This window comes from Gemmatirosa kalamazoonensis, from assembly GCF_000522985.1.
In the GTDB taxonomy this organism is placed as follows: Bacteria; Gemmatimonadota; Gemmatimonadetes; order Gemmatimonadales; family Gemmatimonadaceae; genus Gemmatirosa; species Gemmatirosa kalamazoonensis.
On sequence record NZ_CP007128.1, the window covers coordinates 2,723,324 to 2,748,124 of the forward strand.

The following is a 24,801-nucleotide window of genomic DNA, read 5'->3' on the forward strand; positions in this document are numbered from 1 at the left end:
CTGGGCACGAGCCATTCCATCCGCCCGGAACGATAGCCGGTGCCCCGGGGTGCTGGCGTACCCTGTGCGTTAAGAAGTCGCCATGCTGAACGAGCGCCTCGCGCGTCTTCGCGCGCGCCTGCGTCCCGATCCGGCGAACCCGCCGCGGCTCTGGATGCGCAAGCAGTGGCCGGGGCTGCTCGCCCTCGCCCTGGTCCTCGGCACGATCACGTTCGGGGACGTGTGGGTCGCGACGTGCGGACTCGAGGGCTGCCCGAGCGGCGCCGAGATTCGCGCGTTCCATCCAACGGAAGGCGGCCGCATCCTCGACCGCAACCGCACGGCGATGGGGCGGCTGCGCCTCGTGCGCCGGGTGAACGTGCCGCTCGCCCAGGTGCCGGTCCACGTACGGCAGGCGTTCATCGCCACCGAGGATCGCCGCTTCTACCAGCACCGCGGCGTCGACTGGCGCGGCGCGTTCCGCGCCGTCGGCGCGAACCTGCGCGCGGGCGGCGTGCGCGAGGGGTTCAGCACCATCACGATGCAGGTGGTGCGCAACACGTTCGCCGTCGAGCGGCAGGGCGAGCGCTCCGTGCAGCGCAAGCTGATCGAGCTGCGCCTGAGCCGCCTCATCGAGCGCGCGCTCACGAAGGACGAGATCCTCCAGCTCTACCTCAACGTCATCTACCTCGGCAACGGCGTGTACGGCGTGGAGGCGGCGAGCCGCGACCTGTTCGGCCGCAGCGTGAAGGACGTCACGCTCGCCCAGGCCGCGATGCTCGCCGCGCTGCCGAAGGGTCCGAGCGCGTACACGCCGCGGAAGGCGCCCGACCGGGCGCTGCGGCGCCGCAACCTCGTGCTCGCGCTCATGACGCGTGAGGGATACATCAACGCCGACCAGGCCCGCGGCGCGGCCGGCGAGCGGCTCGTCGTGAACAAGGAAGGGTGGCGCCCCGACTCGAAGACCGACTCGTACGCGCTCGACGTCGTGCGCGAGCTCGTCGACTCGGTGCGCGATGCGCAGCACATCGAGTCGTACGACCTCACGGTGCTCACGACGCTCGACCTGAAGGCCCAGCAGGCGGCCGAGCGCGCGGTGCTGAAACGCGCGAACGCGATCGGCTCGGTGACGGGACGGGCCGGCGCCGAGGGGGCGATGGTCGCGCTCGACCCGCGCACCGGCGATCTGCGCGCGCTCGTCGGTGGACGCGTGTACGAGCGCGGGAACTTCAACCGCGCCACCGACGCGCGGCGGCAGCCCGGCTCCGCGTTCAAGCCGTTCGTGTACGCCACGGCGCTCATGAGCGGCATGACGCCCGCGACCGAGATCGACGACGATCCGATCGAGGTGCAGATCGACCGCAACAAGGTCTGGCGCCCGTCGAACTACAACGACGAGTACCTCGGCCAGACGACGCTGCGCACCGCGCTCGCGCACTCGGCCAACGCGGCGACCGTGCGCGTGAGCCGATCGATCGGCGAGCCGCGCATCGTCGAGGTCGCGCACCGCAACGGCATCACGAGCAAGCTCGATCCGGTGCCGTCGCTCGCCCTCGGCGCGGTGGAGGTGACGCCGCTCGAGCTGGTGACGGCGTACGCGCCGTTCGCGAACGGCGGCTATCGCGTCCGCCCGCGCATCGTGCTCGCGATCGCGACGAACGACGGCACGGTGCTGTGGACCGCGGACCCGCCGCAGCGCACGCCGGTGATGGAGGCGCGCGACGCGTTCCTGCTGACGTCGATGCTGCGCTCGGTGGTGGACGAGGGGACGGGGCGCGCGGTGCGCGATTACGGCGTCACGGGGCCGGTGGCGGGCAAGACGGGCACGACGAACAACGGCACCGACGTCTGGTTCGTGGGCTACACGCCGACGCTGATCGCCGGCTTCTGGTTCGGCTACGACGAGCCGCGCACGTTAGGCGGCGGCGCGTCGGGCGGCCGGCTCGCCGCGCCGGCGTGGGCGGAGTTCTACCAGACCGGCTGGAAGGAGAAGGGGCTCGACTGGGCGCCGCCGCCGGGCCTCGTGCGTCGCACGATCGACGCCGACAACGGCTACCTCGCCACCGAGTGGTGCCCGCGGGTGCGCGACGAGTGGTTCAAGGCCGGCACCGAGCCGACCGGCTACTGCCCGATCCACACCTCGCCGCCCGTGGAGGCCGAGCCGCAGATCGACGAGACGCTGCCGAACGGCACGCTCCCGCAGGCGATCGAGAAGGCGGGGAAGAGCGTCGGCAGCAAGCTGTCGCGCGCGCTGAAGAAGATCTTCAAGTGGTGACGCCGTCGCGCGGGTGCACCACGCGCACCGCGCCGCGCTCCAGCCGGTAGTGCAGCGGGGCGGGGAGCCGCACGAGCTCCCCGTCGATCGACACGTTGCCCCACTTGCGGCGCATCGTGACCGTGCACTCGTCGACGAGAAACGCGTCGAGCGCGTCGCCGTGGGTGAGCGCGCGCACGCCGCGGAACAGCGCCCCGAACGCGAGCGCGGCGACGCTCGACGGCGTGTTCGCGCGCACGACGAGCACGTGCAGCGCGTGCGCTCCCGTCGGCATCCGCGCGCCGAGCCCGTTCGCCGCGCGCTCGAGCGCGCGTTCGCCGACGCCCACGAACAGCAGCGGCGTGCGATAGGTGCGCGCGATCCCGTCGCTCGTGCGGAACGCGACGACGAACCCGCGCAGCCCGGCCCACACGCGGATCGCCGCGACGACGCTCGCGAGGTGGTAGCCGAGCCGCCGCTCCAGCTGCTCGCGCGTGCGCACGAACAGCACGTAGAGGCCGACGGAGCTGGTGTTCAGCACTGCGCGGTCGTTCACGTACGCGAGGTCGACCGGCCGCACGTCGCCGGTGGCCGCGACGTCCAGCGCCGCGGGAAAGTCGCCGAGCGGGATGCCGATGTCGCGCGCGAAGTGGTTCAGCGTCCCGCCCGGAAGCACGGCCACCTCGAGCGGCGTCCCCGCCGCCGCGCCCGCGCCCTGCGCGATGGTGCCGTCACCACCGGCGACCGCGACGCGCGGCGTCCCACGCGCCGCCTCGGCGCGCACGAGCTCCGCGAGTCGCTGTGGGTCCACCACGCGCAGGTCGAAGCGCGGGTCGGCCTCGAGCGCGGCGCGCACCTGCTCGGCGCTGCCGGAGCGTGGATTGACGAACGCGGGGATGCGGGCGGGAGAGGTCACGGCGCTGTGTTCACGGCGGTGGCGATGCTGCGCGATCGATACGGCGCGATGAAGCGCTAGCAGTGTCTCACACCGCTCGACGGCGTCGTACCGCGCGGTTCAGCGATGCGGGCGTCGTTCGCGCCTCATCGCGCACTATCGCCAGCGCCGTACCGCCGGCGCAGAGCGCGGCGCCGTATCAGGCTTCTTCCGTCGTCAGCCACCGCGTGGTCGCGGGCGCCTCGTACGCCGCGAGGCGCGCGAGCAGGCGGTCGGGCTGCTCCTCGACGACCAGCATCGCCCGGTGCGCGGGCCGCACGAACCCCTGCGTCACGAGGTGCTCGACCATCGCGAGCAGCGGGTCGAAGAAGCCGCCGACGTTGAGCAGGGCCACGGGCTTCGTGTGGATGCCGAGCTGCGCCCACGTCCACATCTCGAACAGCTCCTCGAGCGTGCCGGCGCCGCCGGGGAGCGCGACGAACGCGTCGGAGCGCTCGGCCATCAGCGCCTTGCGCTCGTGCATCGTGTCGACGACGAGCAGCTCGGTGAGCCCGGTGTGTCCCACCTCGCGCGACCAGAGTGGGCGCGGCATCACGCCGACGACGCGCCCGCCGTCGTCGAGCGCCGCGTCGGCGATGGCACCCATGACGCCGACGCGCGCGCCGCCGTAGACGAGCGCGACCCCCCGCCGCGCGAGCAGGCGGCCGAGGTCGCGCGCCGCGTCGACGTACGCGCCGTCGACGCCGGAGCTCGAGCCGCAGAACACGCAGACCGCAGACAGCCGGCGGGGAGACGGATCGGTAGGCATGGCGGGGAAGATAGTCACGCTATCTTGCCCCGCGTGACCACGACCTCCTCTCCGGAAGGCGCCGGCTACGCGCGCCGCCTCGGGCTGTTCTCCGCGACGATGCTCGTCGTCGGCGGCATCATCGGCTCGGGGATCTTCCTCAATCCCGCGATCGTCGCGCGGCGCACGGGCTCCGCGGCGCTCACCCTCGGCACCTGGGCGCTCGGCGCGGTGATCGCGCTGCTCGGCGCGTTCATCTTCGCGGAGCTCGGGCGCCGGCGGCCGCACGTCGGCGGCGGGTACGCGTACCTGCGCGACGCGTTCGGGCCGCTGCCGGCGTTCCTGTACGCGTGGGCGCTGCTGCTCGCCATCGCCACCGGCGCGATCGCGGCGGTCGCGGTGACGTTCGCGAGCTACGCGGCGCCGCTGGTCGGCCTCGGCCCCGCGTCGGCGACGTGGCTCGCCGTGGCGCCGGTGGTCCTGCTCTCCATCGTGAACGTGCTCGGCGTCGAGCCGGGCGCGGCGACGCAGAGCGTGTTCACGGTGCTCAAGCTCGTCGCGTTAGGCGCGCTGCTCCTCGCCGCGGTGCTCGCGCCGCCGGGCGGGCTGCCGAGCCTCCCGACGCCGATCGCCGCCGCGCCGCTCGCGCCGCCGACGTCGTTAGGCGCCGCGCTGCTCGCCGTGAGCGCGGCGCTGGTGCCCGTGCTGTTCGCGTACGGCGGCTGGCAGCAGACGAACTTCGTCGCCGGTGAGCTGCGCGACCCCGAGCGCACACTGCCGCGCGCGCTGATCCTCGGCGTGCTGATCGTCGTCGTCGTCTACCTCGGCGCGAACGCGGCCTACCTGCGCACGCTCGGCGTGGCTGGGCTGGCCGCGAGCTCGGCGCCGGCGGCGGACACGATGAGCATCGTCGCGGGCGTTGCGGGGCGGCGGCTCATCGCGGCGGGGATCGCCGCGTCGACGTTCGGCTTCCTCGATCTCGTCATCCTCGTGACGCCGCGCGTGTACCAGGCGATGGCGCAGGACGGGCTGTTCTTCGCCGGCTTCGCGCGGCTGCATCCGCGGTGGCGCACGCCGGTGCTCGCGCTCGCGTTTCAGGGCGTCGTCGCGGTCGCGCTGATTCTCACGCGGAGCTACGGCCAGCTCCTCGATTGGGTCGTGTTCGCGGACTGGATCTTCTTCGGCACCACGGCGCTCACGCTCGTCGTGTTCCGGCGTCGCGATCGCCGCACGGGCGTCGCGGACGCGGGGTTCCGCGCGCCGCTCTACCCGGCGAGCGTCGCGCTGTTCGTGCTCGCCGCGGCGTACGTGGTGCTCGGCTCGGTGGTCTCCAATCCGGGCAACGCGCTGCGCGGCGCGCTGCTGCTGCTCGCGGGGGTTCCGGTCTTCCTGTTCTGGCGATCGCGCCGTGAGGGATGAGGCGAGTGCTTCTGGGGATCCAAGGGCGATGAAAAGGATCTCGGGATAGGCTCACGGGTTCAGGCTCGAGCCCATCCAGAGATCCTGGAGATCGCCGTCGGATCCCCAGAAGTACTCGCCTCGGACCTTGTACCACCGTCGTACGAATCCGCCGCGATTCGTACGATTCGGCAACAATCTCGATCCCATTGCAGGAAGCGCCCGATCGCTGTTATGCTCGCTCCTGAGGAGACCAACGACGCCTGCCGCATGACCAACGCCCAGCTTCGCGCCCGCCCGCTTCGCGCCCCGCGACTCCCGCGATTTATCGCGGCGATCGTCGTGGCAGTGCGAGTGCGTGTGTAGCGCGTTCGACGGGCGGCAGGTGCATGACCCAGAGCCCCTCCGAGCGCGCACTCGGCGGGGCTCTTCGCTTGTCGAGGAGCGACGATGACCGGACTCCCCGAACGGCAGGGGCTCTACGACCCGCGGTTCGAGCACGACGCGTGCGGCATCGGCTTCGTCGCGCACGTCGGCGGCGTCGCCTCGCACGACGTCGTCGCGCAGGCGCTGCGACTGTTAGGCAACATGGCGCACCGCGGCGGTGCCGGCTGCGATCCGTGCACCGGGGACGGCGCCGGCGTGCTGCTGCAGCTCCCGCACGCGCTGCTCGCCGCGTCCATGGAGCCGCACGGCGTCACGCTGCCCGCGCCGGGGCGCTACGGCGTGGGCATGCTGTTCCTCCCGCAGGACGAGGCCGAGCGCCACGCGTGCGAGCTCGTGCTCGAGCAGGTCGTGGCCGAGGAGGGATGCGCAGTGCTCGGCTGGCGCGACGTGCCGTGCGCCGCCGAGCACATCGGCGACGTCGCGCGCCGCTCCGCGCCGGTGATCCGGCAGGTGTTCGTCGACGCGCGCCGCCACCTCGGACGCCGGGCGTTCGAGCGGCGGCTGTACATCATCCGCCGACAGGTGGAGAACGCGCTCGGCGCGCGCGGCGGCTTCTACGTCGCGAGCCTCTCGTCGCGCACGGTCGTGTACAAGGGGCTCGTCACGCCGGCGCAGCTCCCGCTGTTCTACACGGATCTCGCCGACCCCCGCCTGGCGAGCGCGCTCGCGCTCGTGCACTCGCGCTTCTCGACGAACACGTTCCCCACCTGGGCGCGCGCGCACCCGTACCGCTTCCTCTGCCACAACGGCGAGATCAACACGCTGCGCGGCAACCAGAACTGGATGCGCGTGCGCGAGGGCAACATGCGGCCGGGCCGCTTCGGCGACGACCTGCAGAAGCTCTACCCGCTCGTCGGTGAGGACCAGAGCGACTCGGCGTGCGTCGACAACGTGCTCGAGTTCCTCGTGCAGGGCGGGCGCTCGCTGCCGCACGCGATGATGATGCTCGTGCCGGAGGCGTGGGAGGGGAACCGGCAGATGGACCTCGACCGCCGCGGCTTCTACGAGTTCCACTCCGCGATGATGGAGGCGTGGGACGGACCGGCGGCGATCGCGTTCACCGACGGTCGCCGCATCGGCGCGACGCTCGACCGCAACGGCCTCCGCCCCGGGCGCTGGCTCGTCACCGACGACGACGTCGTGGTGCTCGCGTCGGAGGCGGGCGCGCTCGACGTGCCGCCGCAGCGCGTGAAGCAGCAGGGCCGGCTCCAGCCCGGCCGCATGTTCCTCGTCGACACCGGCGCCGGCCGCGTCATCACCGACGACGAGATCAAGCGTCGCGTCGCGTCGCGCCGCCCGTACCGCGCGTGGGTGGCGACGAACCGCGTCGGCATCGACGAGCTGCCGGAGCCGCTCGCGCTGCCGCAGCCCGACGCCGCCGCGCTGCGCGAGCGGCAGGCCGCGTTCGGCTACACGGCCGAGGAGCTGCGCATGGTGCTCGCGCCGATGGCGACGAGCGGCGAGGAGCCGACCGGATCGATGGGGAGCGACACGCCGCTCGCCGTGCTCTCCGAGCGGCCGCAGCTCCTGTTCCGGTACTTCCGTCAGCTCTTCGCGCAGGTCACCAACCCGCCGATCGATCCGATTCGCGAGCAGCTCGTGATGTCGCTCGCGACGAACATCGGCCCGCGCGCGAACCTGCACGGCGAGCATCCCGCCCAGGCGCGGCGCGTGCGCGTGAAGGGGCCGGTGCTCACGAACGCGCAGCTCGACAAGATCGCGAACATCGTCGACCACCGGTTCCGCGCGAAGACGCTGCGCATGCTGTTCCCGGCGTCGGGCGGCGCGCGTGCACTGGCGCAGGCGGTCGAGGCGCTCTGCCGGCAGGCCGCGCAGGCGATCCGCGAGGGGCACACGCTGCTCATCCTCAGCGACCGCGGGGTGAGCGCCGACTGGGCGCCGATCCCGTCGCTGCTCGCGACGAGCGCGGTGCACCATCATCTCATCCGCGAGAAGCTGCGCACCGAGGCGGGGCTCATCGTGCAGACCGGCGAGGCGCGTGAGGTCGCGCACTTCGCGCTGCTCATCGGCTACGGCGCGGGCACGGTGAACCCGTACCTCGCATTCGAGACGCTCACCGACCTGGCGCGCGGTGGCCAGCTGCCCGAGGGGCTCGACGAGGCGGCCGCGCACGCGAAGTACATCAAGGCGGTGGAGAAGGGACTGCTGAAGATCCTGTCGAAGATGGGGATCTCGACCGTGCAGTCGTACTGCGGCGCGCAGATCTTCGAGGCGTTAGGCCTCGGCCCGCGGCTCGTGGAGCGGCACTTCACGGGGACGCCGTCGCGCATCGGCGGCATCGAGATGCCCGAGGTCGCGGAGGAGACGCTGCGCCGCCACGCCGCGGCGTTCGGCCAGCTCGATACGCCGATGCTGGAGCCGGGCGGCGAGTACCACTGGCGCGTGCAGGGCGAGCACCATCACTGGAACCCGCGCACGGTCGCCGCGCTGCAGCACGCCGCGACCGAGCGCAGCGCCGAGAAATACGAGCGGTTCGCCGAGCTCGCGAACGCCGAGGCGGCGCGCACCACGGTGCGCGGGCTGCTCGACTTCGCGGAGCGCGAGCCCGTCCCGCTCGACGACGTGGAGCCCGCGGCGAACATCGTGCGCCGCTTCGTCACCGGCGCGATGTCGTTCGGGTCGCTGAGCAAGGAAGCGCACGAGATGCTCGCGCACGCGATGAACCGCATCGGCGGGCGGAGCAACAGCGGCGAGGGGGGCGAGGAGCCGGAGCGCTACGGCACGGAGCGCAACAGCGCCATCAAGCAGGTGGCGTCGGCGCGCTTCGGCGTGACGGCCGAGTATCTCGTCAACGCGCGCGAGCTGCAGATCAAGATCGCGCAGGGCGCGAAGCCCGGCGAGGGCGGCCAGCTGCCCGGCCACAAGGTGGACGCGACGATCGCGCGCACGCGCTACGCGACGCCGGGTGTGACGCTCATCTCGCCGCCGCCGCACCACGACATCTACTCCATCGAGGATCTCGCGCAGCTCGTCTTCGACCTGAAGAACGTGAACCCGCGCGCCGCCGTGTCGGTGAAGCTCGTGGCCGAGGTGGGCGTGGGCACGGTGGCCGCCGGCGTGGCGAAGGCGCGCGCGGATCTCATCGTCATCTCGGGCGACTCCGGCGGCACGGGCGCGTCGCCGCTGTCGTCCATCAAGCACGCCGGCATCCCGTGGGAGCTCGGGCTGGCCGAGGCGCATCAGACGCTCGTGCTGAACGACCTGCGCGGCCGCGTGCGTCTGCAGACCGACGGCCAGCTGAAGACCGGCCGCGACGTGGTGGTCGCCGCGTTGCTGGGCGCCGAGGAGTTCGGGTTCGCGACGGCGCCGCTCGTCGTCGGCGGGTGCGTGATGATGCGCAAGTGCCATCTCAACACGTGCCCCGTCGGCATCGCCACGCAGGATCCCGTGCTGCGCGCGAAGTTCAAGGGGCAGCCCGACCACGTCGTGGAGTACTTCTTCTTCGTGGCGGAGGAGGCGCGGCGCATCATGGCGCGACTCGGCTTCCGCCGCATGGACGACATGATCGGGCGCACCGACGCGCTGCGGCCGGCGGATCTCGACGACCACTGGAAGGCGCGCACGCTCGACCTCTCGCCGCTGCTGTTCCAGCCGGCGGTCGCGCCCGACGCCGCGCGGCGCTACGCGTGCGAGTCGGTGGACCTCCTCGTCGGCGCGCTCGACCACGAGCTGATCGCCGCCGCGGGTCCCGCGCTCGAGTCGCGCGCGCCGGTGCGCGCGTCGTTCGACATCCGCAACCGCGACCGCAGCGTCGGCGCGATGCTCTCCGGCGAGATCGCGCGGCGCCTCGGCGGCGCGGGGCTCCCGGCGGACACGATCCGCTTCCACTTCACCGGCTCGGCCGGGCAGAGCTTCGGCGCGTTCTGCGCGAGCGGCGTGACGCTGGTGCTCGACGGCGAGGCGAACGACCACGTCGGCAAGGGACTCTCCGGCGGTCGACTCGTCGTGCGCGCGCCGAGCGACGCGGGCTTCGACCCCGCGACGGCGACGCTCGTCGGCAACGTCGCCCTCTACGGCGCGACCGGGGGCGAGCTGTACGTCGCCGGCGGCGCGGGGGAGCGGTTCGCCGTGCGCAACAGCGGCGCCGTCGCGGTGGTGGAAGGCGTCGGCGACCACGGGTGCGAGTACATGACCGGCGGCGTCGTGGTCGTGCTGGGCGGCACGGGGCGCAACTTCGCCGCCGGCATGAGCGGCGGCGTGGCGTTCGTGCTCGACGACGACGGCACGCTCGCCGGCCGGTGCAATCTCGCGCTCGTGGAGCTCGAGCCGGCGGCGCGCAAGTCCGACCTCGCGCTCGTGCGGCGGCTCGTCAGGCAGCATCTGCGACACACCGGCAGTCAGCGCGCGCGGCGCATCCTGCAGGACTGGGATGCGGTGTCCGCGCGGTTCGTTCGCGTGATGCCGACGGAGTACCGGCGGGTGCTGGAGCAGCGCGAGCGCGAGGCGCGCGAGGGACGCGAGCGCGAGCGGCGCGCGCGCACGGCGGAGCACGAGGCGTTGGGCGCGGCGGCGGCGGAGCAACGACAGACGCGGAGGAGCGGCGATGGGCGACCCGAGAGGCTTCCTGACCATCCGACGGGCGGAGCCGCGGCGGCTGCCGGTGGCCGAGCGGATCACCATGTGGCGGGAGTTCTACGAGCCGGCGTCGGATGACGTGCACCGCGCGCAGGGCGCGCGGTGCATGGACTGCGGCATCCCGTTCTGCCAGGGCGACACCGGCTGCCCCGTACGCAACGTGCCGCCGGACTGGAACGATCTCGTGTCGCGCGGCCGGTGGCGCGACGCGTTCGACGCGCTGCACGCGACGAACAACTTCCCCGAGCTGACGGGGCGGCTGTGTCCCGCGCCGTGCGAGTCGGCGTGCGTGCTGGGGCTCGTCGACAGACCCGTCGCCATCCGCAACATCGAGCAGGCGATCGCCGACCGCGGCTTCGCCGAGGGGTGGGTCACGCCGCGGCCGCCGGCGCGCGACACCGGGCGGCGCGTCGCCGTCGTCGGCTCGGGGCCCGCGGGGCTCGCCGCCGCGCAGGAGCTGCGCCGGCTCGGCCACGCCGTCGTCGTGTACGAGCGCTCCGACCGCGTGGGTGGGCTGCTGCGCTACGGCATCCCCGACTTCAAGCTCGAGAAGCAGGTGCTTGACCGACGCGTCGCGCAGCTCGAGGCGGAGGGCGTGGTGTTCGTCACGGACACCGAGATCGGCGCGGACATCGCCGTCGACGCGCTGCGCGACCACTTCGACGCCGTGCTGCTCGCCGCCGGCGCGGAGGCGGCGCGCGAGCTTCCGGTGCCCGGGCGCGAGCTCGTCGGCGTGCACCTCGCGATGGAGTTCCTCACGCAGCAGAACCGCCGCGTCGCCGGCGACGGCGAGCCGTTAGGCGGCGGGATCTCCGCGCGCGGCCGCCACGTGGTCGTGATCGGCGGCGGCGACACGGGCTCCGACTGCGTCGGCACGTGCCACCGGCAGGGCGCCGCGTCCGTCACGCAGCTCGAGCTGCTGCCGCAGCCGCCCGAGGCGCGCGACCCGTCGACGCCGTGGCCGCTGTGGCCGATGCAGCTCCGCACGTCGCACGCGCACGAGGAGGGCGGGCGGCGCACGTGGAGCGTGTCGACGACGCGGCTCTCGGGGGACGACGGCGCGGTGCGCCGGCTGCACGGCGTGCGGCTCGACGACGGCGCCGCGTTCCAGCTCGACGCGGACCTCGTGCTGCTCGCGATGGGCTTCACCGGCCCGCCCCGCGACGGGCTGCTCGACGCGTTCGGCGTGCGCCTCGACGCGCGCGGCGCGGTGGCGACCGATGCGCGGCACCGCACGAGCGTGGAGGGCGTCTTCGCCGCCGGCGACGTGCGCCGCGGCGCCTCGCTCATCGTGTGGGCGATCCGCGAGGGGCGCGACGCCGCGGACGCGATGCACGCGTACGTGACGGGGCGGCGGGCCTGACGACGGGAGCGGAACGGCGTTCCTTTCACGGCGCCGGCGCAGCATCGCCGGCGATGCTGCGCCGTGACGCGCAAATACCGTCGCATACCGCTCGACAGCGCAGCACGGCGCCGTTCGACGGTGTGAGACGCGGTTTGCGCAGCATGGCGCCGTACCGCCCGCGCCGTACCGCCCGCGCCGTCACCGGCGCCGGCGCCGGCGACGGTGCCGTCCCGCTCGCACCGTTGCGTCGACGCCGCACCATGGGTCGATCGCACCATTGCCAATTCCCCCGGCTGCCGTAACTATGGCGTCCGAGGCGGTGCAGTCCCGCCTGCAAGACGGGCATCGTCGCGCCCGTCCCGATACCGTTGCCGGGAGGGGCCATGAGAAGGGATGCCACACGCCGCTGGCGGCTTGCGCTGGGGAGCGCGCTGCTGGCCGCCGCGTGTCAGGGAGGCGATTCGGTCGCGCCGCGCGTGCGCGCGCCCGCCACGCCGTCCATCGTCGCGGCGGCCACGGAAGACGATCCGTGCACCGTCGGCACGTCGATCGCCGTGAACCAGACGATCAACGGCTCGCTGCAGAGCACCGACTGCAAGCTCGACGACGGCAGCTACGCCGACATCTACGTCCTGAACGTCACCACCACGGCGACGATCCGGATCGACATGACGAGCGGCGTGTTCGACACCTACCTGCTGCTCGCGAACTCGAACGGCGACGACCTCGGGCAGGACAACGACGGCGGCGGCGGCACGAACGCGCGCATGCAGCTCTCGCTCGGCCCCGGGCAGTACTACATCCTCGCGAACTCGTATGCGCCCGGCGCGTTCGGCGCGTACACCATCAGCGTGACCGCGGTCGGCGGCACGAGCGGGAGCGGCAACGGCGGCGGCCCTGGCGGCACGACGTGCAGCACGACGCCGATCTCGCTGAACCAGCAGGCCAACGGCACGCTCTCGACGTCGAGCTGCCGCCTCACCGACGGCTCGCTCGCGAACGCGCACACGCTCTCGCTCACGTCGTCGACGACGGTGCAGATCGAGATGCGCTCCTCCGCGTTCGACGCGTACCTGATCCTCACCGACGCCACCGGCAACCTGATCACGCAGGACGACGACGGCGCCGGCGGCACGAACGCGCGCATCGTGCGCACGCTCGCGCCGGGGAACTACACCATCTGGGCGAACAGCGCGAGCACCGGCGCGACCGGCGCGTACACGCTCAACGTCACCGGCCTCACGTTCAACGGCGGCATCTCGTGCCAGTCGTCGCCGATCGGGCTCGGACAGACGGCGTCGGGCACGCTGTCGCAGACCGACTGCCGGCTCGACGACGGCAGCTACGCGCACCCGCACTCGCTGAAGGTCACGTCGTCCGCCACGGTGCAGATCGACCTCCGCAGCTCGGCGTTCGACGCGTTCGTGCTCCTCACCGACGCCGGCGGCGCGCCGATCGCGAACGACGACAACAGCGGCGGCGGGACGAACGCGCGCCTCGTGCGCACGCTGGCCGCGGGCGATTACGTCGTCTGGGCGAACAGCAAGCAGGCCAACGCGACCGGCGAGTACACGCTGGTCATCACCGCCACGGCCGGCGGCGGCAGCTCCACGGGCGGCGGCACCTGCTCGTCGGGGAGCCTCGCGCTCGGCCAGACCGTCAACGGCACGCTGTCGCCGACCGGCTGTCGCCTGAACGACGGCAGCTACGCGAGCCCGTACTCGTTCTCGCTCTCGGCCACGACGACGGTGCGCCTCGACCTGCGCTCGTCGGCGTTCGACGCGAACCTCATCCTCGCCGACGCCGCGGGCAACGTGCTCGCGCGCGACGACGACGGCGCCGGCGGCACCGACGCGCGCATCGTGCGCTCGCTTCCCGCGGGGCAGTACGTGGCGTGGGTGACGACGTACGCGGCCGGGGCGAGCGGTGCCTTCCAGCTCACGCTCGCCACGTCGAACTCCACGACGACCTGCTCCTCGGCGGCGACGATCACGCTCGGCGAGACCGCCAACGGGACGCTCGCGACGAGCGACTGCCAGATGTCCGGCGGCGCCTACGCCGACGCGTACTCGTTCACGATCCCGGCGGGTGCGAGCCGCAACGTGCAGCTCGACATGAGCAGCACGGCGTTCGACAGCTACGTCATCCTCACGAAGGCCGACGGCAGCATCGTCGCCGAGGACGACAACGACGGCGGCTCGGGCAACGCGCGCGTCCGCGTCGCGCTCGCCCCGGGGCAGTACGTGATCTACGCGACGAGCTACTCGCCGCAGGCCACCGGCGCCTACCAGCTCATGCTGACGGCCAGCGGCAGCGGCGCCACGGAGCCGTGCACGCAGTCGCTGCCGCTCGCGCTCGGGCAGAACGTCTCGGGCGTGCTCGCCTCCACCGACTGCCGCATGTCGGACGGCTCGTTCGCCGACGTGTACGCGGTGGACATCGCGCAGCCGGTCTCGGTGCAGATCGATCTCAAGAGCACCGCGTTCGATCCGTTCCTCATCCTCACCGACGCCGGCGGCCGCCAGCTCGCGATGGACGACGACGGCGGCAGCGAGGGCTCGAACGCGCGCATCCGCACGAAGCTGGCGGCGGGGCGCTACTACATCTACGCGAACAGCTTCGGCGTCACGGGACGCGGCTCGTACACCCTCAGCCTCGTCGTCCGATGATGCGCCGCGCTCACACGACCCATCTCCAGGTGACCTCCATGACGCTGCGGCTCTGCTGCCTCGCCGCGCTCACGCTCGCCGCCGCGCCGCTCGCCGCGCAGCAGCAGCCCGTCGCGCTCCGTCGGCTGCCGGCGAAGCACGCGACGCTCAAGATCGCCGCGCCGAGCGCTCCCGCCGTCGTGGCGGCGCCGAAGAGCGCCCGGACGCTGAAGGCCGCCGCGGGCGATGCGCGGCTCGTCGTGGCGCCGACCGTCGCGCGCGAGCCGAAGCAGCGCGATCTCCTCGTCCGCGCGCCGGTGCCCGCGCCGCCCGACCTGCGCGGGCTGAAGGCGTCGAAGGCCGCGCGCCAGTAGCGCGTCGGGCAGTCGGGCAGTCGGTCAGCCAGTCCGTCGCACGAGCGCGGTCGGCGTCAGAGGACGCCGACCGCGCTCGTCGCGTCGAACCCCGGGAAGATCCGATCGAGCTGCGTGGCGCCGAGGTGCTTGCGCGTGACTTCGGCGAACACCGCGCGGAAGTCGGTGGTGAGCGCGAGGTCGCGCCCCTCGTTCAGCTGCTCGGGCGCGAGCCCCGGCCAGCGGCCATGCACCTTGTGCCCGTGCACCGAGCCGCCGATGACGAACATCGTGCCGGCGTGCCCGTGGTCCGTGCCCCCGGTGCCGTTCTGCCGGGCCGTGCGTCCGAACTCCGACATCGTGAGGATCACGACGTCGTCCATCCGGTCGCCGAGGTCCGCGACGAGCGCGGAGATGGAGCGCGCGAGCTCGTCGAGCCGGTTCGCGAGCTGGCCGTTCGCGGCGCCCTGGTTCACGTGCGTGTCCCAGCCGCCGATGTCGGCGAACGCGATCTCGAGTCCCACGTCGGCCTTGATGAGCTGCGCGATCTGCATCAGCCGCTGGCCGAACTGCGTGCGCGGGTAGTCGGCCCCGTTCTGCGGCGCATACTGCTTGGGGTTGGCCGAGCGCAGGATCTTCATCGCCTCGAACATCTCGTTGCCCGCGCCGTGCACGAGGTCCGCGCTCCCGGTGCGGTACAGCGCCTCGAGGCGCGCCTCGGCGTCGCTGCCGCTCGCGCGGATCGTGAAGTCGTCGATGCTGCTCATCGCGACCGACGGGGCCGGGCCCTGCAGCACGCGCGGCGTCTGCGCGGTCATCGCGACGGCGCGGAACGGGTTGCCGTGGGCGTCCACCAATCCGTTAGGCGTGGCGTCCGTCGCGTGCGTCGCGCAGCCGGCCTCGCAGGTGCCGCGTACGGCGAGGTAGCGGTTGAGCCACCCGTCGTGCGTGTCCTTCCGGTCGGGCGTCGCCGTCTCCATGTAGTCCTGCGCGTCGAAGTGCGAGCGCGTCGCGCTCGGGCTCCCGACGGCGTGGATCGGCGCCAGCAGGCCACGGTCCCACAGCGGCTTCATCGGCGCGAGCGACGGGTGCAGGCCGAAGAAGCCGTCGAGGTCGATCGCGCCCTGCGGGCGTCCCGGCTGCGCGATGCCGATGTTCGGGCGCAGCTCGTAGTACGACCGGTCGCCGAACGGCACCACCACGTTCAGCGCGTCGGCCGCGCCGCGCTGGAACAGGCAGATCAGCACCTTGCCGCGGCGCGTGCGCGTCAGGTCCTGCGCGAACACGGAGCGGCGCAGGAAGCTGGGGCTCAGCCCCATCGTCACGAGCGCCAGCGCGCCCGACTTCAGGAAGACTCGGCGTTGCATCTGGGTTCTCCGTTAGGCGTCAGCGCCGCTGGAACTCCGGCGCGCCGAGCGCGAGTCCGACGATCTGGGCGAGGCCGTTCAGCGGCGGCAGCTGGCCGATCACGGCGGGCTGCGCGCGCCCGGCACCCGGCTTGATCGCCTCACGCGCCGCGACCGCGGGGTCGGACGCGAGGCGCTCGGCGCGTCGCTCGGCACGACGGTCGTTCACCGGCGCGGGCGTCATCGTCATCGCCGTCGTATCGGTGTCGGCCGAGTCGATCGCGGCCTGCGAGCCGGCGCGGGCGAGCAGTGGGTTCTCGCCGGAGACGAGCACCGCGCGCGTGTCGGGCGACACCGCGCCGCCGAACAGCGCGGCGACGACGCCGTCCACCTGCTGCTCGCGCGGCGCGCCGCGCAGCCTCGCCGCCACCGGCCACTCGCCGAGGCGCGCGCCGGGCAGCCGGTTCGCGGCGACGACGAGCCCGAAGTTGATCCGGTTGAGGATCGCGCCGGTGTTCATCCAGGCGTCGCCCGTCTCCGGGTAGCCGTTCGGGTCGGAGTGGCCGAAGATCGGCTCCCCCAGTCGCCCGATGAGCTGCGCCGTTCGGGGCGTCGTGTCGACCTGGGCGCCGAGCGCGCGCGCCGCGCTCACCACGAGCTCGAACGGCGACTTCACCTTCGCGCGGTAGGCGCTCTGCGAGAAGAACTCCGGCGACGTGACGATCGTGCGCAGCGTCTCGCGGATGTCGCCGTCGGTGCGCGTGAACGTCGCCGCCGCGCGCGCCACGAGCGCCGCCGACGGCGTGTCGCTCACGAACCGCCGCGCGAGCTTGTACGCGATGAACCGCGCCGTCGACGGGTGATGCGCGACGATGTCGAGCACCTCCTCGCCGTCCTCGACGCCGCGCCCGGCGGCGAGCTTGTGGCCGAGCACGACCTTCGCGTCGGCGTCGTGCGCCTCCGGCCGGAACACGAAGCCGCCGCCCTGCGCCGGCCCCTTGATCGACCACCCCGTGAGCGCGCGCGCGACCTCGATGACGTCCTTCTGCGTGTAGCCGCCGTCGACGCCGAGCGTGTGCAGCTCCATGAGCTCGCGCGCGTAGTTCTCGTTCAGCCCGCGCGGCCGCCGCTGCTGGAGCTGGGCGCCTAACTGCAGCGCGCGCTGCCGCTCCTCGGGCGTCATCCGGGCCAGCCGCCGCTGGAGCGCGAGCCGCTGCTGCGGCGCCAGCCCCCCGCCGCGGGGCGCGGCGCGCAGGGTCGTGTGCGTGCTGTCCGCGATGCTCTGGAAGTTGTCGAGGTACTGCAGCATCGCGTCACTGTGCGCTACCGCACCGAGCAGGTCGCGGAACTTGCCGAGCGCGTTGGCGCGGATCGTCGCGTCGTACGCCGGCAGGTGGTATCGGATGCGGTCCTTGCCCGCGAAGACGTTGAAGTGGTTCTCCCAGAAGTCAGTCATGACCTCCTGGAGCTGCCGCTCGCTCGCCACCGCGCGCGCGACCTTCGCGGTCTGCAGCTCGCCGACGACGCGGTACGACTCGCGTCCGGCGGCGCGGATCCGCATCGAGTCCGCCGCGGTCATCGTGGACGACCGGAGCCGCGCGAGGAGCTGCCCCGGCGGCGGGTAGTCGCGCAGCAGCTCCGCGCCCGACTTCGCGAGCACCGGGAAGCGCGCCGCGACGAGCGTCGCCGCGCTGTCGGGGAGCCGCTCCGGATGGAGCTGCTCGTCGATCCAGCGGTCGACGCCCATGGCGCGCACCCGCTCCGCGTCGCCCGGTCGCGGGCCGAACGTGAGGCGGTTGAGCGCCTGCATCACCTGCTGGTCGGCGGTGAGCTCGCGCGCCGCGACGCTCGCGGGCGACGGGGCGGGCGCGGTGGCGGGGTGGGACGGCGCGCACGCGCCGACGACGAGCGCGGTGAGGGCGATCGAAATTCTTCGGGAGGACATCGGCGTGGCTCCGTGATGACACTCTTGGGACGACGCGCGCCCCGCGGCGTTAAGCTTCGCACCCGTGAGCCGAGACGACACACTGCACACCGGACTGCGCGTGGCGGGGCTGGGGGCGGCGGCGACGACGGGCGCGCTGATCGGGTTCGGGGTGCGGCGCGGCGCACCGGTCGCCGTGCTCTCCGCGGCCGGCGACCGCCTTCGTGGGCTGCCGGCGTTCGTCGCGCCCGACCGCAGCCTGGGGCCGAGCGCCCTGTTGGGCCTCGCGCATCATCTCGCGCTCGTCATCGGCTGGGCGCTGCTGTTCGCGCTCGTCGCGGTGCCGATGCGCGGACCGCGTCGCGGTGCCGCCCGCGCGGTGCTCGCGGCGCTCGTCGCCACGGTGGCGGTGACCGCCGACGCGCTCCTGCCGTCATGGCTGTGTCTCAGCGCCGGCGTGGCGTCGGCGCCACAGCGTGCGCTGCTCGCGCTCGCGCTCGCGGCTTCGCTCCTCGCGGGAATGCCACTTGCCCAACAGAGCGAGTGAGGGGCCGGGAATTTCCGCATCCGGCGAGTGATCGACACAGACGAACGTGACGGTTCGTAGGGGGTACGGGTCATACATGTAAGGGACCCGTCACGCGGTCGGCACGAGTCGGTGACGTCGCTTGTCGGTCGGGCCGCGCGGTGGCGAGCGTGAGGTGCGTCACCGTTCGGGCCGACGAAGACGATCGGAGACCGGCGGCGGTCGCGTATGGGTGAAGAGACGACATGCTCCTAACCGGAGGACTCATGGATTTCCTGGTATTGCTGGAGGAAGTCGCCGATCGCGCTCCGCCGTCGCCGCCGTTGGACGCGGTGCACGCGCCCGAGGGCGCGCCGCTCGCGCACGTGAACTCGGTGCCGTCGGCGTCGCCGTTCGACGCCGCGCCGCGCGAGGTCGTCACGCTGTACGGGGCGGTCGACGCGCAGGCGCTCGCGCTCGCGCTGGCGGCCGCGTTCGAGGGGCGCCGCGTCGGCGGCGAGTCGGTCGGCACGATCCGCCACCTCGGCGTGTGGGCCGAGCGCGGTGCGGTCGGCGACGCGGCGTGGCGTGACCGGACGACCGGTCAGCTCATGACGCAGGATGTCGAGATCCCGTATCTCACGCTGTCCGAGACGGCGCGTCAGCTCCTCGCGGAGTGCGGCTCGCTCATCGGCCAGATGGTCGCGGGACTGTCCATGCCGGACTGGCCCGAGGGCGTCCGGCGCGCCATCAACTTCTCACTCGGCTACCCCGATCTCGCGCCCGCCACTCCCGGCGGCGTGGGCGCGGACGCGCTGCTCGATTCGCTGCGCGAAGCCGACGGGTACGACGTGGAGGGCGACTAGCGAACTCTGACTAGTCCGAACTGAACGAGCTCAGCGCAGAGCGTGGAGCGCAGAGCGCGGAGAGGGGCTCCGAGAGCTGAATTCTCGGGGCCCCTCTCCGCGCTCTGCGCTCCACGCTCTGCGCTTTCCCCTTGACGCTCCCGAACCCGGGAGCGACGCTCAAAGGGAACACCCTCGGCACGTCACCCCGCGGTGAGGAGCAAGGAGCACACGATGAAAGCCTACGCGAGTGCGGACATCAGAAACGTCGCTGTAGTCGGCCATGGCGCGAGCGGGAAGACCTCTCTCGTCGACGCCATGGCCTGGGCAGCGGGATCGAGCAAGCGACACGGCTCGGTCAAGGACGGTACGAGCCTCACCGACTTCACGCCAGAGGAGACGGAGCGCGGGTTCTCGATCACCCTCGGCTGCGCGTACGCCGAGTGGGAGGGCTGCAAGATCAATCTGCTCGACACCCCGGGATACCTCGACTTCCAGGGCGACGCGATCGCGGGACTCGCCGCGGCCGACGGCGCCCTGGTCGTCGTTTCGGCGACGTCCGGCGTCGAGGTGGGCACCGAGAAGATGTTCCACGAGGCGCTCCGCCGCAGCGACCCGGTGCTGTTCGTCGTCTCCATGATGGACAAGGAGCACGCGAACTTCGACACCATCTATCGTCAGATCAAGGAGCGGCTCACGTCGAAGGTCATCCCCGTCGAGGTGCCGCTCGGCGAGGGCGTCGGCTTCCGCGGCGTGATGAACCTCTTCACGCAGAAAGCCTACGTCTACAAGCAGGGCACGAAGAGCGGCGAGTACGACGAGATCGACATCCCCGCCGACGCGCAGCCGCGCTTCGACCAGTACCGGCAGGAGCTCATCGAGGCCATCAGCGCCACCGACGACACGCTGCTCGAGCGCTACCTCGAGGGGGTCGAGATCGGGCGCGACGAGGCGATCGCCGGCATGAAGGAGGCGATGAAGCGCGAGGACCTCTTTCCGCTGTTCGCCGTCTCCAGCGACAGCATGATCGGCGTGCGCGCGCTCCTCACCGAGATCGTGCAGCTCATGCCCTCGGCGTTCGAGATGGAGGAGATCCACGCGTTCAAGGGCGCCGAGGGGAACAAGACCGTCGAGATCCACGCGCAGGACGACGCGCCGTTCGCCGCGCTGGTGTTCAAGACCCACGCCGAGCCGCACGTCGGCGACGTGTCGTACTTCCGCATCCTCTCCGGCAGCGTGGTGACCGGACAGGAGGTGTTCAACGCGACGCGCGACGTCGTCGAGAAGCTGAATCACCTCGCGATCCCGTGCGGCAAGGAGCGCGTGGAGGTCGACCGGCTGCACGCCGGCGACATCGGGTGCGTCGCGAAGCTGCGCAACACGCACACGAACGACACGCTGTCGACGAAGGAGCACCCCGTTAGGCTCCCCCAGATCGACTTCCCGGAGCCGATCGTGCACTTCGCCGTGCACGCCACGTCGCGCGAGGCCGAGGAGAAGCTGCAGCAGGGGCTGCACCGGCTGCACGACGAGGATCCCACGTTCAGCGTGCAGTACGTGCCGGACACGCGCGAGACGGTCGTCGGCGGCATGGGCGAGCGGCACCTCGACGTGCAGCTCGCGCGGCTCAAGCGGAAGTACACCGCCACCGGCGAGCTGACGAAGCCGAAGATCGCCTACCGCGAGACGATCACGTCGAGCGACAAGGGCCAGGGGCGCCACAAGAAGCAGACGGGCGGCAAGGGACAGTTCGGCGACTGCTGGATCAAGATGGCGCCGCTGCCGCGCGGCGAGGGCTACCTGTTCGCCGACGAGATCGTCGGCGGATCCATCCCGTCCAAGTTCATCCCCGCGGTCGACAAAGGTGTGCAGGAAGCGTCCGCGCGCGGCGTGCTCGCCGGCTTCCCGCTCGTCGACTTCCGCGTGGAGCTCTACGACGGCTCGTACCACTCGGTGGACTCCAGCGAGCAGGCGTTCAAGATGGCGGGCATCCTCGCCTTCCGGACGGTGGCGCAGAAGTGCCGCCCGGTGCTGCTCGAGCCGCTCGACCAGATCGAGGTCACGACGCCCGACGCGTTCCTCGGCGACGTCATGGGCGACCTCTCCGGCCGTCGCGGCCAGATCCTCGGCACCGACTCCGCGTCGGACGGACGCGGCACGACGGTGCGCGCGATCGTGCCGCAGGCCGAGCTGCACCTCTACGCGACGAACCTGCACTCGCTCACGCACGGTCACGCCACCTTCGCACGGCGCTTCCACGGCTACGAGCAGATGCCGCCCGACGCCGCGCAGAAGGTGATCACGGACCACGCGAAGGAGCGCGAGGAGGCGCTCGCCGAGGCATGATCCGGGCTGCGTGGCTGCGTCGCTGCGTGGCTGCGTCGAGCTGCGTCCCCGCGCTCGCGCTCACGCAGCCACGCAGCGACGCAGCCGCGAAGGCGCAGTCGGTGCTGCGCGGCAACGTCGCCGCCGATCCCGGGGACTCGCCGCTCGCCGGCGTGGAGGTGCTCGTGCCGGCGCTCGAGCGCAGCGCGCGCAGCGACAGCGCGGGCGACTTCGTGCTCGCCGGCCTCCCCGCCGGCCGCCACCGCGTGGTGCTGCGCAAGGTCGGCTACGGCTCCGCGATGTTCGACGTCACGGCGACGGGGAGCGACACGCTGCAGCGCGACGTGGCGCTCGTGCGGGCGGCGCAGGTGCTCGCCGCGGTCGACGTGAAGACGCCGGTCACGCCGGCGCGGCTCGCCGAGTTCGAGCGGCGGCGCGCCGCCGGCATCGGGCACTTCCTCACGACCGATGTGTTCGACGCCGACCCGGAGCGGACGCTCGCCTCGTTTCTCGTCGGGCGCGTCGCGGGGATCAACATCAAGCAGTACGCGCTCACCGGTGCGCTGCTCGTCGCCGGCGGGCGCGGCGAGGGCTCCGTGCTCGGCGTGGGCGCCACGCGCGCCGAGCCGTTCGACCCGAAGAGCCCCGTCGCCTGCTGGGCGAACGTCTACCTGAACGGCGTGAAGATCTACGCGACCGGCAGCCAGCAGACGGTGCCCAGCGTCGCGGCGTACTACGGCCGCGACGTCGCCGCGGTGGAGTACTACGCCGGCGGCGCGACGACCCCGCCGGAGTTCGGCGGCACGAGCGGGTCGTGCGGCACGCTGCTCATCTGGACGCGACGTTGAGCGCGGTCGCGCGCGCCGCGCTCCTCGCCCTCCTCGCCCTCGCCTGCGCCCCGCGCGATCGGACGGCGGCCTCCGCGCCTAACGCGCCCGCCGTCGACGGAACGCGACGCATGGCGGACACGCTCGCCGCCATCGCCGCGCGCGCGCGCACGAGCTCGGAGCCGAACCCGTTCCTCAACCGCGAGCGCGTCGCGTCGCTGCGCGGCCTCATCGCGTTCCGCACCGGGCGCGAGACGTTCAGCTACCGCAACTGGATCGCCGACGAGCTGCTGAAGGCGGGGCAGACGCGCGAGGCGATCGACGAGATCAAGGCGCTGCTGCGCGACGCCGGCGAGACCGAGGACAGCGTCACCGCGTGGCGCAAGCCGGTGTTCGACCTCCTCGCGATCGCGAACCTGCGACTCGGCGAGCAGGAGAACTGCCTCGCCAACCCCTCGGCGAACGTGTGCATCCTGCCGCTCGACGGCACGGCGCGCCACACGAAGCAGGACGGCACGCGCGAGGCGATCCGGCGCTACACGCAGATCCTGCATTACTTTCCCGACGACTACGGATCGCGCTACCTGCTGAACCTCGCGTGGCTCGCCGTCGGCGGCTATCCCGACAGCGTGCCGCCGCGCTTCCGCGTCCCGGGCCTCGCGCCGAGGCCTAACGACCCGTTCCCACGCTTTCCGAACGTCGCGCCCGCCGTCGGCCTCGCGGTCACCGGGCTCGCCGGTGGGCTCAGCATCGACGACTTCGACGGCGACGGCCTGCTCGACGTGTTCACGACGTCGTGGGGGCCTAACGATCCGGTGCACCTGTTCATCGCCGACGGGCGCGGCGGCTACGTCGACCGCGCCGCGGCGGCGGGGCTGAAAGGGATCGTCGGTGGGCTGAACACCGTGCACGCCGACTACGACAACGACGGCGACGTCGACATCCTCGTGCTGCGCGGCGCGTGGCTCGGCGAGGACGGGAGGTATCCGCCGTCGCTGCTGCGCAACCGCGGTGACGGGACGTTCGAGGACGTCACGTTCGCCGCGGGGCTCGCGTCGTTCCACCCGTCGCAGACGGCCGCGTGGGCCGACTTCGATCGCGACGGGTGGCTCGACCTGTTCGTCGGCGCGGAGTCGGGCGTGCGGACCGGCGGGCCGTCGCACCGCTCGGAGCTGTACCGGAACAACCACGACGGCACGTTCACCGAGGTGTCGCACAAGGTCGGCATCGACCTCGACGACTTCGTGAAGGGCGCCGTGTGGGGCGACGTGAACAACGACGGCCTCCCCGACCTGTTCGTCTCGGTGTTCCTCGGGCCGAACCGACTCTACGTGAACCGCGGCGGCCGGTCGATCGACACCTGGCGGTTCGAGGAGCAGGCCGCCGTCGCCGGCGTGCAGCGGCCGATCCAGTCGTTCCCCACCTGGTTCTTCGACTACGACAACGACGGCTGGGACGACCTGCTCGTGCTGAGCTACGATCTCCGCACGCCGCTGCACGACATGGTCGCGCGCGAGATGCTCGGGAAGCCGCTCGTCGCCGTGCAGGCGGACGGCCGCACGGTGCCGTTCGAGCCGTCGCGCCTGTACCACAACCGCGGCGACGGCACGTTCGAGGACGTGACGCGCGCGGCGGGGCTCGAGGACAAGGTGATGTTCGCGATGGGCAGCAACTTCGGGGACCTCGACAACGATGGATGGCTCGACTTCTACGTCGGCACGGGAAACCCCGACCTGCGGTCCGTCGTGCCTAACAGAATGTTCCACAACGTGGCCGGGCGACGGTTCGAGGAGGTGTCGCTCCCCGGCGGCTTCGCGCACATCCAGAAGGGGCACCCGACCGCGTTCGCCGACCTCGATCGCGACGGCGACGAGGACGTGTTCATGGTGATCGGCGGCGCGTACCAGGGCGACACGGCGACGAGCGTGCTGTTCGAGAACCCCGGCTGGCCGAAGAACGCGTGGATCACGCTCTCGCTCGAGGGACGCGCGGCGAATCGCTCGGCGATCGGCGCGCGCGTCGAGGTCGTCGCCGTCGACGCGAAGGGCGCCACGCGTACCGTGCGGCGCACCGTCGGCACCGGCGGATCGTTCGGCTCCGGGAGCCTGCAACTGCACGTCGGTCTCGGCCCCGCGACGGCGGTGCGCACGGTGCGCGTCGTGTGGCCCGACGCCGCGCGCACCACCACCACCTACGAGAACCTCGCCGTCGACCGCGCGTACCACATCGTGCAGGGCACGGCACCGGTGGCGCTCGATCGTCCGCCGGTGCCGTTCCGCGAGGCCGCGCTCGGCGCGCCGGTGGGCGCGCACGCGCACCCGTAGACG

Annotated in this window: 15 protein-coding genes; 11 read left to right on the plus strand and 4 right to left on the minus strand. The window is 72.4% G+C overall.

Annotated features, from left to right (window positions below):
* Positions 1–82: 82 nt before the first annotated feature.
* The gene (locus J421_RS11700) at positions 83–2,254 is read left to right on the plus strand and encodes a penicillin-binding protein 1A (RefSeq protein ID WP_025411362.1); all 2,172 of its coding nucleotides are present in this window, start codon (positions 83–85) and stop codon (positions 2,252–2,254) included.
* Here J421_RS11700 and J421_RS11705 read toward each other — a convergent pair.
* Positions 2,244–3,149: a diacylglycerol/lipid kinase family protein gene (locus J421_RS11705; protein WP_025411363.1), complete on the minus strand. Its 906-nt coding sequence runs from the start codon at positions 3,147–3,149 to the stop codon at positions 2,244–2,246. The two genes, J421_RS11700 and J421_RS11705, sit on opposite strands and share 11 nt — an antisense overlap.
* 178 nt (positions 3,150–3,327) lie before the next feature.
* Positions 3,328–3,936, minus strand: a complete 609-nt coding sequence (locus J421_RS11710) for an LOG family protein (RefSeq protein WP_104022537.1) — start codon at positions 3,934–3,936, stop codon at positions 3,328–3,330.
* A gap of 33 nt (positions 3,937–3,969) precedes the next feature.
* On the opposite strand from J421_RS11710, the gene J421_RS11715 reads away from it, so the two are divergent.
* From J421_RS11715 to J421_RS11735, 5 genes are all read left to right on the plus strand, one after another.
* Positions 3,970–5,334, plus strand: coding sequence for an APC family permease (locus J421_RS11715; RefSeq protein WP_236646244.1), 1,365 nt, complete (start codon positions 3,970–3,972; stop codon positions 5,332–5,334).
* Between the two features lie 429 nt (positions 5,335–5,763).
* Complete coding sequence (gene gltB, locus J421_RS11720) at positions 5,764–10,434, plus strand: glutamate synthase large subunit (protein WP_025411365.1); 4,671 nt, start codon at positions 5,764–5,766, stop codon at positions 10,432–10,434.
* Complete coding sequence (locus J421_RS11725; protein WP_104023103.1) at positions 10,325–11,719, plus strand: glutamate synthase subunit beta; 1,395 nt, start codon at positions 10,325–10,327, stop codon at positions 11,717–11,719. The genes gltB and J421_RS11725 overlap by 110 nt, the downstream gene beginning before the upstream one ends.
* 458 nt (positions 11,720–12,177) lie before the next feature.
* A complete protein-coding gene (locus J421_RS11730; protein WP_025411366.1) occupies positions 12,178–14,370 on the plus strand; it encodes a pre-peptidase C-terminal domain-containing protein in 2,193 nt (730 codons plus the stop codon).
* Between the two features lie 38 nt (positions 14,371–14,408).
* Positions 14,409–14,723, plus strand: a complete 315-nt coding sequence (locus J421_RS11735) for a hypothetical protein (RefSeq protein ID WP_025411367.1) — start codon at positions 14,409–14,411, stop codon at positions 14,721–14,723.
* A gap of 56 nt (positions 14,724–14,779) precedes the next feature.
* Here the strand turns inward: J421_RS11735 and J421_RS11740 are convergent, their stop codons facing one another.
* The gene (locus J421_RS11740) at positions 14,780–16,069 is read right to left on the minus strand and encodes a DUF1501 domain-containing protein (RefSeq protein ID WP_025411368.1); all 1,290 of its coding nucleotides are present in this window, start codon (positions 16,067–16,069) and stop codon (positions 14,780–14,782) included.
* Between the two features lie 19 nt (positions 16,070–16,088).
* Positions 16,089–17,993 carry a DUF1800 domain-containing protein gene (locus tag J421_RS11745; RefSeq protein WP_025411369.1) on the minus strand — a complete coding sequence of 635 codons (1,905 nt, stop codon included), beginning with the start codon at positions 17,991–17,993 and terminating at the stop codon, positions 16,089–16,091.
* 64 nt (positions 17,994–18,057) lie between these two features.
* On the opposite strand from J421_RS11745, the gene J421_RS11750 reads away from it, so the two are divergent.
* From J421_RS11750 to J421_RS11770, 5 genes are all read left to right on the plus strand, one after another.
* Positions 18,058–18,519, plus strand: a complete 462-nt coding sequence (locus J421_RS11750) for a hypothetical protein (protein ID WP_148306273.1) — start codon at positions 18,058–18,060, stop codon at positions 18,517–18,519.
* 245 nt (positions 18,520–18,764) lie between these two features.
* Positions 18,765–19,343 (plus strand): hypothetical protein, encoded by a 579-nt coding sequence (locus tag J421_RS11755; RefSeq protein ID WP_148306274.1) that lies wholly within the window; start codon positions 18,765–18,767, stop codon positions 19,341–19,343.
* Between the two features lie 213 nt (positions 19,344–19,556).
* Entirely contained in the window at positions 19,557–21,668 is a 2,112-nt protein-coding gene (fusA, locus tag J421_RS11760) for an elongation factor G (RefSeq protein ID WP_025411372.1), read from the plus strand.
* Positions 21,665–22,495 carry a carboxypeptidase regulatory-like domain-containing protein gene (locus J421_RS11765; protein ID WP_025411373.1) on the plus strand — a complete coding sequence of 277 codons (831 nt, stop codon included), beginning with the start codon at positions 21,665–21,667 and terminating at the stop codon, positions 22,493–22,495. Before fusA ends, J421_RS11765 begins: the two co-directional genes overlap by 4 nt.
* Positions 22,492–24,798: a CRTAC1 family protein gene (locus J421_RS11770; protein ID WP_025411374.1), complete on the plus strand. Its 2,307-nt coding sequence runs from the start codon at positions 22,492–22,494 to the stop codon at positions 24,796–24,798. The genes J421_RS11765 and J421_RS11770 overlap by 4 nt, the downstream gene beginning before the upstream one ends.
* The last annotated feature ends 3 nt before the right edge of the window (positions 24,799–24,801 follow it).